The 11,729-nt window shown below is 72.7% G+C and carries 10 protein-coding genes; 3 read left to right on the top strand and 7 right to left on the bottom strand.

Annotated elements, in window-relative coordinates; genetic code table 11:
* Nucleotides 1-150 precede the first annotated feature (150 nt).
* From hutI to hutH, 5 genes are read right to left on the bottom strand one after another with little or no spacing between them, the layout of a single operon-like run.
* Nucleotides 151-1,386, bottom strand: coding sequence for an imidazolonepropionase (gene hutI / locus ACYVD1_RS18460; protein ID WP_460774144.1), 1,236 nt, complete (start codon nt 1,384-1,386; stop codon nt 151-153).
* Nucleotides 1,383-2,762: a formimidoylglutamate deiminase gene (locus ACYVD1_RS18465; RefSeq protein ID WP_460774146.1), complete on the bottom strand. Its 1,380-nt coding sequence runs from the start codon at nt 2,760-2,762 to the stop codon at nt 1,383-1,385. Before ACYVD1_RS18465 ends, hutI begins: the two co-directional genes overlap by 4 nt.
* Entirely contained in the window at nt 2,759-3,997 is a 1,239-nt protein-coding gene (locus ACYVD1_RS18470) for an allantoate amidohydrolase (protein WP_460774148.1), read from the bottom strand. The genes ACYVD1_RS18465 and ACYVD1_RS18470 overlap by 4 nt, the downstream gene beginning before the upstream one ends.
* The gene (gene hutU, locus ACYVD1_RS18475; RefSeq protein ID WP_460774150.1) at nt 3,994-5,667 is read right to left on the bottom strand and encodes a urocanate hydratase; all 1,674 of its coding nucleotides are present in this window, start codon (nt 5,665-5,667) and stop codon (nt 3,994-3,996) included. Before hutU ends, ACYVD1_RS18470 begins: the two co-directional genes overlap by 4 nt.
* Before the next feature lie 19 nt (nt 5,668-5,686).
* Nucleotides 5,687-7,234 carry a histidine ammonia-lyase gene (gene hutH, locus ACYVD1_RS18480; RefSeq protein WP_460774153.1) on the bottom strand — a complete coding sequence of 516 codons (1,548 nt, stop codon included), beginning with the start codon at nt 7,232-7,234 and terminating at the stop codon, nt 5,687-5,689.
* 133 nt (nt 7,235-7,367) lie between these two features.
* Here hutH and ACYVD1_RS18485 point away from each other — a divergent pair, with 133 nt between their 5' ends.
* Complete coding sequence (locus ACYVD1_RS18485; RefSeq protein WP_460774156.1) at nt 7,368-8,135, top strand: IclR family transcriptional regulator; 768 nt, start codon at nt 7,368-7,370, stop codon at nt 8,133-8,135.
* Here the strand turns inward: ACYVD1_RS18485 and ACYVD1_RS18490 are convergent.
* Nucleotides 8,124-8,810: a hypothetical protein gene (locus tag ACYVD1_RS18490; RefSeq protein ID WP_460774159.1), complete on the bottom strand. Its 687-nt coding sequence runs from the start codon at nt 8,808-8,810 to the stop codon at nt 8,124-8,126. The two genes, ACYVD1_RS18485 and ACYVD1_RS18490, sit on opposite strands and share 12 nt — an antisense overlap.
* A 145-nt stretch (nt 8,811-8,955) precedes the next feature.
* Here ACYVD1_RS18490 and ACYVD1_RS18495 point away from each other — a divergent pair, with 145 nt between their 5' ends.
* Nucleotides 8,956-9,216: a hypothetical protein gene (locus ACYVD1_RS18495; protein ID WP_460774162.1), complete on the top strand. Its 261-nt coding sequence runs from the start codon at nt 8,956-8,958 to the stop codon at nt 9,214-9,216.
* 182 nt (nt 9,217-9,398) lie between these two features.
* Here the strand turns inward: ACYVD1_RS18495 and ACYVD1_RS18500 are convergent, their stop codons facing one another.
* A complete protein-coding gene (locus ACYVD1_RS18500) occupies nt 9,399-10,553 on the bottom strand; it encodes an MFS transporter (RefSeq protein WP_460774166.1) in 1,155 nt (384 codons plus the stop codon).
* A gap of 128 nt (nt 10,554-10,681) precedes the next feature.
* Here ACYVD1_RS18500 and ACYVD1_RS18505 point away from each other — a divergent pair.
* Nucleotides 10,682-11,729 (top strand): helix-turn-helix domain-containing protein (locus tag ACYVD1_RS18505; RefSeq protein ID WP_460774276.1); only part of this gene is annotated, 1,048 nt, incomplete at its 3' end.

The following is an 11,729-nucleotide window of genomic DNA, read 5'->3' on the forward strand; positions in this document are numbered from 1 at the left end:
TCCCGCGTTGCCATCGACCAGCGCCAGGCTATGCCCGGACGCGGTGGCGGCAGCAGGGGCCCCTCGATTCCGCCCCGCGGGCCGAAGGCCACCCCGGGAGGCAACATCCGGCCCGCCGCCTGGGGTCTGCACCGGCTGGCCGCCCGGGACCTACGGCCGGCCGGAGACCAGCGCCCCGTCCTTCCACACCGCCGCCACCTGCGGAACCCCGGGGCGGTAGGCCAGGTACACGTGGTTCGGGGCGTTGAGCAGGGTGAGGTCGGCACGGGCGCCCGGGGCCAGGTGCCCCACATCGGTGCGGCGCAGCGCGGTGGCTCCGCCCTTGGTGGCAGCCCAGACGGCCTCGTCCGGGGTCATCCCCATGTCGCGCACCCCCACCGCGATGCAGAACGCCAGGCTCGACGTGAAGCAGGAGCCGGGGTTGCAGTCGCTGGCCAGGGCGACCAAGGCCCCGGCATCGATGAGCGCGCGGGCGTCCGGGTAGGGCTGTCGGGTGGAGAAGTCCACCCCGGGCAGCAGGGTGGCGACCGTCGGCTCTGGGCGCTTGGCGGCCTGCGCGAGGGCGTCGACGTCCTCAGCGGTCAGGTAGGTGCAGTGGTCGGCCGAGGCCGCCCCCAACTCCACCGCCAGCCGGACCCCGGGCCCGTCGCCCAACTGGTTTCCGTGCACGCGGGCCAGCAGGCCCCGTTCCATCCCCGCGGTGAGCACCCGCCTGGAAGCCTCTTCGCCGAAGGCACCGCGCTCGCAGAACACGTCCACCCAGCGGGCGTGCGGCGCGCAGGCGTCGAGCATGGGCCCGGTGACCAGGTCCACGTAGGCCGCGGGGTCGTCGGCGTACTCGGGGGCGACGATGTGTGCGCCGAGGTAGGTGACCTCGTCGGTGACGCGGCCCGCCACCTCCAGGGAGCGCTGTTCGTGGGCGACGGTGAGTCCGTACCCCGACTTCACCTCCAGGGTGGTGGTCCCCTGCCCGTGCGCCTCGCGGACGAACCGGCGGGCGCCGTCGAGGAGTTCGGCGTCGGTGGCCTCGCGAGTGGCGGCGACCGTGGTGCGGATACCGCCCGCGGAGTAGGGCTGGCCGCTCATCCGGGCGGCGAACTCCCGGCTGCGGTCACCGGCGAAGACGATGTGGGAGTGGCTGTCGACGAAGCCGGGCAGGACGCACCTCCCCGCGGCGTCCACACGGGCGTCGGCGGCGGGCGCCCGGTCGCGGGGGCCCGCCCAGGCCACCCGTCCGCCCTCCACCACGAGGGCGGCGTCGGCGATCTCACCAAGCGACCCCTCCCCCAGGGCCGGGTCGTTGGTGACCAGGGTTCCGATGTCGTCCACGAGGATCGTCCCGGGTACTGGGGCAGCCGATTCGGTGTGGTTCCAGGGCTCGGTCACAGCAGCTCCTTGATCGCGGCGTCGAGTTCACGGGCGGTGTCGGGCAAGCGGGTGTGGACGCCGTCGCGGACGGTCCACTTGCCGTCCGCCATCACGTGGCGCACGTCGGTGGCGGCCGCGGCGAAGACCACGGCGTCGGTGGCGCGTCCGGGGTCGGCCCCGGCCAGGCGCACGCCGTCCAAGGCCACGTTGACCAGGTCCGCACGGGCCCCTGGGAGCAGGGCGCCGGCGTCGTGCCACCCCAGGCCGGTGTGCCCCGCGGTGCTGGCGGCGCGCAGCAGTGCGGCGCTGCCCAGGGTGCCCCTGCGGTGGGTGCGCAGGCGTTCGTGCAGTTCGACGGCCCTGGCTTCCTCGAACAGGTCGAGCTGGGCGTGCTGGTCGGTGCCCAGGCTCAACGGAACGCGCTGGGGTGCGGACACGAGGTCGCCGGTACGCGGCAGGCCGTCGGCGAGATCGCGTTCGGTGGTCGGGCACAGGCACACCGCGGAGCCGTGGTCGCGGATGGTGACCACGTCGGCGTCGGTGAGATGGGTGGCGTGCACCAGGGTGGTGCGTTCGGTGAGCGCACCCGCCTCGGCCAGGACCCGCACGGGCGTGAGCCCGTGGGCGGCCAGGCAGGCGGCGTTCTCGGCGGGCTGCTCGGAGACGTGGACGTGCAGGGGCAGCTCCCCCGCGTCGGCGAACCGCGCCACCTCGGGCAGGTCAGCGACGGGGACCGCGCGGACCGAGTGCGCGGCCGCCCCGACCCGGGCGTGCTCCCCCTCGGGCGCGAACGCGGAGACCCGGTCGGCCCAGGCCCCGACGGTGTCGTCGCCGAAGCGCAGTTGTGGACCGGACAGGGGCAGGTGTTTCCCGTCCTCACCGAGCCCGCCGGCCAGGTAGCACACGTCCAGCAGGGTCATACGGACCCCGGCATCGGCGGCGGCCGCGACCAGAGCCTGGCCCATGGCGTTGGGGTCGCTGTAGCGGTGGCCGCCGGGCCCGTGGTGCAGGTAGTGGAACTCGCCCACGCAGGTCACTCCGGCCAGGGCCATCTCCGCGAAGGCGGCCCGGGCGAGGCGGTGGTAGGAGTCCGGGCCGAGGCGCTCGGCGGCCCGGTACATCGCCTCGCGCCAGGTCCAGAAGGAACCGCCGCCGTTGTGGGTGCGGCCGCGCAGCGCCCGGTGGAACGCGTGCGAGTGCGCGTTGGCCAGGCCCGGGAGGGTGAGTCCGGTGAGGCGTTCGGCGTCGGCCGGGGGCGCGCCTCCGGCCGTGACCGAGGCCAGGCGACCGGAGGCGTCAACGGACAGGAGCACCCCGGGTTCGGGGGCGTCGCCGCCCAGCCACGCCCACTCGCACCAGTAGCGGCGCTCCCCGTACGGCGGTCGTGCGTTCACGAATCCCCTCCCTGGACGGCCAGCAGGTCCTGGAGGACGTCGGCCAGGGCGGTGACCCCGGCGTGCCGGTCCTCCGGCCGCGCCCACTCCTCCGGTGAGTGCGACACCCCGGTCGGGTTTCGCACGTACAGCATCGCCGTGGGCACGTGCGCGGAGAGCACGCCCGCGTCGTGTCCGGCACCGGTGGGCAGGACCGGGACCGGACCGGCCGACTCGGCGGCGCGGGCGCCCACGACCGTGCCCAAGCGGTCGCGTAGGTCGTGGGAGAACTCCACCAAGGGCGTGGTGGACTCCGCCGCCATGGTGTGGGAGACGCCGTGGTCGCGGGAGGTACGCTCGGCGGTTTCGCGCACGCCCTCCACCACCGCGGACAGCGTCGCGTCGTCGGCGGCGCGGGCGTCCAGCCAAGCGCTGACGAGTGAGGGGATCGCGTTGGTGCCGTTGGGGGTGACGTGGCTCTTGGCGACGGTGGCCCGTGCGTCGTGTGTCTCGGCCAGGGCACGGGCCGCCAGGACGGTGTGCGCGAACGGCAGCATGGGGTCGTTGCGGTCGTCCAGGCGTGTGGTGCCCGCGTGGTCTGCGCGTCCGGTGAAATCGATCCGCCAGCGCCCGTGCGGCCAGATCGCGCCGGCCACACCGACCGCGTGCCCGGTGTCCTCCAAGGCCCTCCCCTGCTCCACGTGCAGTTCGACGAACACGTCGAAGAGCCGGAGGAGTTCCGGATCGGCGCCGATCCCCTCGGGGTCCAGGCCCGCACCCGCCATGGCCCGCTCCCAGGTGGTACCCGAGGCGTCGGTGAGGTTCCGGGCGCGCTCGGGGCTGATCCCCCCGGTGGCCAGGCGGCTGCCCAGACAGGGTACGCCGAACCGGCCGCCCTCCTCCTCGACGAACACCCCCAGGGCCAGCGGCCGCGCGGGCGTGAACCCGCGCGACCGGAGTTCGTCCACGGCGGCCAGGGCGCTGGCCACCCCGAGCGGGCCGTCGAAGGCCCCTCCGTCGGGCACCGAGTCCAGGTGGGATCCGGTGGCGACGGCGCCGGGGCCGGGGGCGCCCCACCAGGCCCACAGGTTGCCGTTTCGGTCGGTCCGCGTGTCGAGGCCGCGGGCGGCGGCCGCCTCGGTGAACCAGGCGCGGGCATCGGTGTCGGCGCCCGCCCAGGTGTACCGGTGGTAGCCGCCGCTGTCCTCGGAGCGTCCGACGGGGGCCAGGTCGGCCCAGAGCCGGTCGAAGGTCACTCGCCCTCCCTCATCGGGACGCGGATGCCGTGGGCGTCGGCGACGCGCTCGGCTTCCTCGTACCCGGCGTCGACGTGGCGGACGACGCCCGTGGCGGGGTCGTTGGTCAGGACCCGGTCCAGCTTGGCGGCGGCCAGCTCGGTGCCGTCGGCGACGCTGACCTGGCCGGCGTGGAGGGAACGGCCCATGCCCACGCCGCCGCCGTGGTGGACGGACACCCAGGAGGCGCCGGAGGCGGTGTTGACCAGGGCGTTGAGGAGTGGCCAGTCGGCGATGGCGTCCGAGCCGTCCTTCATCCCCTCGGTCTCGCGGTAGGGCGAGGCCACCGAACCGGTGTCCAGGTGGTCGCGGCCGATCGCCAGGGGCGCGGAGATCTCCCCGGAGGCCACCAGCTCGTTGAATTTCTGCCCGGCGGCGGCGCGTTCGCCCTGGCCCAGCCAGCAGATGCGGGCGGGCAGGCCTTGGAAGGCGACCCGCTCCTGGGCCATGCGGATCCACCGGGCCAGGTGGGCGTTGTCCGGGAACAGGTCGAGGACGGCCTGGTCGGTGCGGGCGATGTCGGCGGGGTCGCCGGACAGGGCGGCCCAGCGGAACGGGCCCTTGCCCTCGCAGAAGAGGGGGCGGATGTAGGCGGGCACGAAACCGGGGAAGTCGAAGGCGCGCGTGAACCCGCCCTCACGGGCTTCGTCGCGGATGGAGTTGCCGTAGTCGAACACTTCGGCCCCGGCGTCCATGAAGCCGACCATCGCCTCGACGTGTGCGGCCATGGACTCGCGGGCGCGGGCGGTGAACTCCTCCGGCTTGGCCGCGGCCAGGTCCTTCCAGTCGCCGAACGCCACGCCGGCCGGCAGGTAGGAGAGCGGGTCGTGGGCCGAGGTCTGGTCGGTGACGATGTCGATCGGCGCGCCGCGGGAGAGGAGTTCGGGGAAGACGTCGGCGGCGTTGCCCAGGAGGCCGATGGACAGCGGACGGCGCTCGTCGCGAGCGCGCACGGCCAGGTCGAGCGCCTCATCCAGGCTTTCGGCGCGCACGTCCAGGTAGCGGTGCTCGATCCGGCGGTCGATCCGGCTGCCGTCGCACTCGACCACGATCGCCACACCGTCGTTCATGGTGACGGCCAGCGGTTGGGCGCCGCCCATGCCGCCGAGCCCGGCGGTGAGGGTGACGGTCCCGGCCAGGGTTCCGTTACCGTGTCCGCCCGAGCCCAACTTGGCGGCGACCGCCGCGAAGGTCTCGTAGGTGCCCTGGAGGATGCCCTGGGTACCGATGTAGATCCACGAACCGGCGGTCATCTGCCCGTACATGGTCAGGCCCTCCGCCTCCAGGCGGCGGAACTCGGGCCAGTTGGCCCAGTCCCCCACCAGGTTGCTGTTGGCTAGCAGGACCCGGGGCGCCCACTCGTGGGTGCGCATGATCCCCACGGGCCGTCCGGACTGGACCAGGAGCGTCTCGTCGCCCTCGAGGTCGCGCAGGGACGCGGTGATCCGGTCGAAGCTGCGCCAGTCCCGCGCCGCCTTACCGGTACCGCCGTAGACCACCAGATCCTCGGGGTGCTCGGCGACCTCGGGGTCGAGGTTGTTGTGGAACATGCGCAGGGCCGCCTCCTGCTGCCAGCCCTTGGCCGACAGGGTGAGGCCGCGGTCCGCGCGGACGGTGCGTGGGGTGCTCATACGAGGGCTCCTTCGGGCTTCAGGCGAGCGGCGTGACGGACTCGGCGGCCTCGACAATCGACCCGTCGGCGACCAGGGCGGCGACGGCTGCGATCTCGGGGGCCAGGTAGCGGTCGGGTCCGGGTCCGGAGACCCGGTCGCGGACCACACGCAGGACGGCGCCGGTGGCGGGTCCGGGCTCCAGCGGGGAGCGCAGGTCGAGGGCCCGGGCCGCGGTGAGCAGTTCCACCGCCAGCACGTTGGTGAGGCCGTCCACCGCGCGGCGCAGCTTGCGGGCGGCCGACCAGCCCATGGACACGTGGTCCTCCTGCATGGCCGAGCTCGGGATGGAGTCGACGCTGGCGGGCACGGCCAGGCGCTTGAGCTCGGAGACGATCGCGGCCTGGGTGTACTGGGCGATCATGTGGCCTGAGTCCACCCCGGGGTCGTCGGCGAGGAAGGCCGGGAGCCCGTGGGAGCGCGAGACGTCGAGCATGCGGTCGGTACGCCGCTCGGCGATCGAGGCGGTGTCGGCGACGGCGATGGCGAGGAAGTCCAGCACGTAGGCGACGGGCGCACCGTGGAAGTTGCCGTTGGACTCCACCCGGCCGTCGTCGAGCACGACGGGATTGTCGATCACGCTGTCCAGCTCGCGCGCGGCCACGAGCAGGGCATGGGAGAGGGTGTCACGGGCGGCTCCGGCGACCTGTGGGGCGCAGCGCAGCGAGTAGGCGTCCTGGATCCGGTTGCAGTCGGGGCCCCGGTGGGAGGCGACGATCGGCGAGTCGGCCAGCAGGGCGCGCAGGTTCGCGGCTGAGGCGGCCTGCCCGGGGTGCGGGCGCAGGCGCTGGAGCTCCTCAGCGAAGACCCGGTCGGTGCCGAGCTGGGCCTCGACGCTCATGGCCGCGGTGATGTCGGCGACCTTGAGCAGGCGCTCCAGGTCCACGCAGGCCATGGAGAGCATGCCGAGCATGCCGTCGGTGCCGTTGATGAGGGCCAGGCCCTCCTTGGCACCGAGCTCCACGGGCCGGATGCCGGCCTCGTCCAGGGCCTCCTCGGCTTCCCGGAGGCCGCCGGCGGCGTCGCGCACGTGGCCCTCGCCCATGAGGGCAAGGGCCACGTGCGACAGGGGCGCCAGGTCGCCGGAGCAGCCCAGGCTGCCGTACTCGTGCACGACGGGGGTGATCCCGGCGTTGAGCATCGCGGCGAGCGTCTCGACGGTGACCGGCTGAACGCCGGTGTTACCCGAGGCCAGCGTGCGCAGGCGCAGGAGCATCAGGGAGCGCACGACCTCGCTCTCCACCTCGGGGCCCGCACCGGCGGCGTGCGAGCGGATCAGGGAGCGCTGGAGTCTGGCGCGCAGGTCCGGCGCGATGTGCCGGGTGGCCAGGGCGCCGAACCCGGTGCTGACCCCGTAGGCGGGGACCTCTCCCTTGGCCAGCGACTCGACCCGCTCACGGCCGTGCCGGACGGCCTTGCGGGTCTCCTCGCTGAGAATGACGCGGGCGCCGTCGCGGGCGACGGCGAGGACCTGGGCCGGGGTGAGCGGGGCACCGCCGACGGGAACGGAAGCAACTGCTGTGGACATGCCCCCATTCGACCGTGCCGCAAGGCCTGGGAGAATCCTGGACACGACGGTTCCGTCTGGGATATCAGACATCCGCGTACGGTGGCGCGGGATACTCGGAGGTGCGGGACACCCGGTGTGCGACGATCGGGGCATGAGTCATGTTCCGGCGGCGACGCGGGCACTGCGGCTGCTGCGCTACCTGGCCTCGCGGCCCGGCCCCGTGTCCGCCACGGCGATCGCGAACGGGCTCGGGCTGCCCCGGTCCAGCGTCTACCAGATCCTGGAGGCGATGGCCGAAGAGGGCTTCGTGACCCACCTGCCCGAGGACCGGCGGTGGGGGCTCGGCGTGGCCGCCTTCGAGATCGGTTCGGCCTACCTGCGCCACGACGGGATCGAGCGCCTGGCCCGCCCGTTGCTGCACCAGCTCACCGAGACCACCGGGGCCACCGCCCACCTGGGGATCCTGCACGGGGCGGACACGCTCTACCTCCTCAAAGAGCAGCCTCCGCACGTGCCCGCGCTGATCACCGGGGTGGGGGTGCGCCTGCCCGCCCACCTGACCGCGTCGGGGCGATCGATGCTCGCGCGGCTCCCCCGCTCGCAGGTGCGTGCCCTGTACCCGGACGCGGCGGCGTTCACCGACCGCACCGGCCGGGGCCCCACAACGCCGGGGGAACTGCGTACGGTGCTGTCCGAGGAGCGCCAGCAGGGCTGGTCTATCGAGGACGGCCAGGTCACTGAGGGCTTCGTGTCCGTTGCGGCGGCCGCCGTGGACCACAACGGGCGCCCCGCTGCCGCGATCAGCCTGACCGTGCCCAGCGCACGGCCGGTCACCCCGAGGGCGTTGGCCGCACGGGTGCGCGACGCCGCGGGAGAACTCACCCGCAGGCTCAGCGGCAGGGCCGGTTCACCGGCGTAGCGGGGGCGTCCGTTCGACGATGTTGGGCAGGGGCGCGGTGCGCTCCACCATCTTCAGGATGTGCTCCTTACGGTTGCGGGGCACCTGCACGTAGAAGTGCGTGGCGGCGTCCGGGTCGACCTCGAGGTCGAGGCTCTCCGCGGTCTCCGCCCAGCCCGGCAGTTCGGCGTCGGTGCGGGGGGTATCCAGTGAGAACTCGATGAAGTAGGTGACCCTGCGCCCTCCGGTGTGTACCTCGCGGATACGGCGGAACTCCTGCCAGGCGATGAAGGTCCCCTCTCCGGGGAACCACCACTTGCGTTCCTGTAGGACGGTGATGCCGTCGCTGTCGGCGCTGATGCCTTGGCGGGTGATGCGCTGCGGTAGCCCGCGCACGAGGAAGATGTTGCTGCCCGGGCCGATGAAGAACATGATCAGCCCGGCGAACGCCCACAGCGCCACCGAGCTGACCGTGGTCTCCTCGAGCAGCACGTGCCAGAACATGGAGCCCACCACCAAGACGAAACCGAGGGTGAGGGCGGCGGAGAAGTAGGCAGCCGTCATCCACATGCGCGCATTGGGCCCGCGCAGGCTGACGTAGCGGCGAAGGTGGGACACGCTCGCCGGACGCTGGGTCAGGTCCGAGGGGACACCCCGTGAGGCAGGGGGGAGATCCGGTGGTTCGGGGGAAGCCATGCCCCCATTCTTCCAACTTTCCGGTGTGCTCGGTGCGGTGGCTCACTCTGTTCGTCGGCCCGTTCCGTCGGCGTTTCGTGGCCGCGGGCGGTCAATCCCGGAGAACACCTGATGGCCGCGGTCCCGTGGTACTAAAGTCCTGCCCATGAGGCGCAGTACACGCGAGTACGAGACCGCACTCCTGGTGGACGGCGAGGTCCTGGTCCACGCGGGGATCGTGTACCAGGGGCAGACGATGCTCCAGGACGAAGGGGTGGACCGCTTCGCACCGCTCGAGCGCTGGGCCCGAGGGGTCGCGGAGAGCCTGGGCGAGCCGGTCACCTGGCGGGCCCTGGCCCACAACGAACCGGAGGCGCGGGGCACGGCTCAGCCGGGCGAAGAGGTTCAGAACCGCCTGGCGCTCTGAGCCCCGCACTTGGCGCACTGGAACTTGCGGTCGTCGCCGAGGATCCAGTCGTGGTCTCCGCCGGTGGGGCACGCTGACATCGACACCAACTCCTCAGTAAGGGGACTTCGGGGGCGGGCGATCATCGTATTTCCCACCAACCACACCAGTCCCGGGAATGAGAGAATCCGGGAATCCTTCACCTACGCGGGGCGGGCCGCCAGCGTGACCACCGCGATCCCCGCCGCTGAGAGGAACGCGGCTCCGAGCCCCGCGTGATCGGCGAGCGCCCCCAGCACCGCCGGACCGACCACCGTGCCCAGTCCCAGGGAGAAGACCACGGCGCTGAACCCCGCCGACGGCCGTTCGGGGAAGACTTGGAGGCTCCACACTGCCAGCAGACCCGAAATCGCCATGAACACCGCGCCGTAGACCACTGCTGAGACGACGACAGCCACCGTCAGGCCCGGCAGCACCCCGAGCAGCGCCACCGCCATCGCGAACCCGCAGAACAGCAAGGTATGCGCACCCCGGACCCCGAGCTTGGTGATCAGGCCGCCGGTGAACACCGCCACGACACCCGCCCCGCCCATGAGCGTCCAGAACAGGGCACCCGCGGCGGAGTCGCCGCCGGATCCACCTGAGACCGCGTCGACCGCGAAGGCCCAGTACACCGAACCCACCAGCCCATAGGACCAGGCGGTCACGTACAGCGGCACGGCCGCCCGCGTCATCAGCCACCTCGCTCCGCCGATCCCTTGAACACCAGCGCCCCCGCGCCCCGCTCCCCCAGGCAGGACCCAGGCGTTGTACGCCGCCGCGCCGAGCCCGGTCAGGGCGAACAGGACCCACACCCAGCGCCAAGGTCCGTCCGATACCAGCAGAGCGAGCACTCCGGCGACGACCGTCGCGAAAGCTGTTCCGGTCGGAAGCAGGGCCAGCACGGTCTGGCGCCGCCGGGGGGTGAGCATCCGGTCGGCCGCGTCCGAGTAGGGCGCCCAGACCCACCCCGCGCTCGTGCCCGCCAGTACCAGCCCGACCGTCAGCGTGATCGCTTCCTGGGCCATGGCCACCAGCCCCATTCCCACCGCCGCGGACAGCCCTCCGATGACCACGGGGATCCGCGGCCCCAGGCGCCCGACCAACACACCCACCAGGACCAGCGCCGCGAGGTAACCGGCGTAGGAGGCGCTGGCGATAGCCCCGATCCAGGACAGGGACAGCCCGAACGCCTCTCGGATCTGCGGCAGGAAGAGCCCGTAACCGTAACGGGCGAACCCGAAGGCCACCCCGATGCCCAGAATCCCCGCCACGGCCAGTCGCCGGTGCGCGTTTCCCGGCTGGACCAGTGTCCGCATGCCCGTTCCTCCCTCTCGGCGCGGTCTGTTCCGCGTTTTGGGACCAGCCTCTGATCGCGGGTCGGGATCGCGGAACTGGCAAAAACGTCGGTATGCCGTAGATTTACGCCATGGGGACACGCATCGGCATGCCGTCAGAACGCCACGCGCCCGGGCGCACCGGCCTCGGGAGGCGGCTCCGCGTGGTCGTGCCCCTGCTCGAGGACTGCCCGCTGTTCGAGCTGGCCGTGGCCTGCGAGGTGTTCGGCAAACCGAGGGTGGGCACGGATCCGCACTGGTACGACCTCACGGTGTGCCGGACCGAGTCCGGAACCCAAGACGGGCCCGGAGGGTTGTCTATGGACGTCGGGAACGACCTGTCCGCCCTCGACGAAGCGGACCTGATCGTGGTTCCGGCCTGCCGTATGCCCTCCTGTCGGCCACCCCAGAGCCTCCTCGCAGCCCTGCGCCGGGCACACGAGCGCGGGGCACGGATCGCCGCCCTGTGTTCGGGCGCCTTCGTGCTCGCCGAGGCGGGAGTTCTCGACGGCCGCCGCGCCACCACCCACTGGATGTACGCGCCCGAGCTGCGCAGGCGCTACCCCGGGGTCAAGGTCGAGGAGGACGCCCTGTACGTCGACGAGGGTGACGTGCTCACCAGTGCGGGATCCGCGGCCGCCATCGACCTCTGTGTGCACGTGGTGCGCACCGATTTCGGTGCCGCGGCAGCGGCTGAGGTAGGGCGGCGTATGGTGGTCGCGCCCCACCGCGAGGGCGGCCAGACCCAGTACGCGCCCGGCCCGCCACTGAGCCGCACGACCGGGCTGGCCCCGGTGCTGGCGTGGGCCATGGAGCGGCTGGACGAGCCGCTGACCATCCCCCGGATGGCCCGAGAGGCGGGGATGAGCACGCGCAGCTTCGGCCGCAGTTTCACGGCCGAGATCGGACTGACTCCGCTGAGCTGGATCAACCAGCAGCGCGTCCACCGGGCCCGGGAGCTGCTGGAGACCACGGACCTGCCGGTGTCGGCGGTCGCCCGGCAGTGCGGCCTGGGCACGGACGACGGCCTGCGCCAGCACTTCCACAGGCATCTGGGGACCACACCGTCGGCTTACCGACGTACTTTCCGGGGCGCTGTGCGGGAGCCGGGACCGGCTATCGAGCACGCGTCGGGGTCCGCCGCTCGTCGAGCGGCGG

Source organism: Nocardiopsis nanhaiensis, assembly GCF_054778635.1.

Coding starts and splice junctions, on each gene's coding strand:
- hutU (WP_460774150.1), bottom strand. CDS start 5,667: ATGAGCACCCCACGCACCGTCCGCGCGGACCGCGGCCTCACCCTGTCG.
- hutH (WP_460774153.1), bottom strand. CDS start 7,234: ATGTCCACAGCAGTTGCTTCCGTTCCCGTCGGCGGTGCCCCGCTCACC.
- ACYVD1_RS18485 (WP_460774156.1), top strand. CDS start 7,368: ATGAGTCATGTTCCGGCGGCGACGCGGGCACTGCGGCTGCTGCGCTAC.
- ACYVD1_RS18490 (WP_460774159.1), bottom strand. CDS start 8,810: ATGGCTTCCCCCGAACCACCGGATCTCCCCCCTGCCTCACGGGGTGTC.
- ACYVD1_RS18495 (WP_460774162.1), top strand. CDS start 8,956: ATGAGGCGCAGTACACGCGAGTACGAGACCGCACTCCTGGTGGACGGC.
- ACYVD1_RS18500 (WP_460774166.1), bottom strand. CDS start 10,553: ATGCGGACACTGGTCCAGCCGGGAAACGCGCACCGGCGACTGGCCGTG.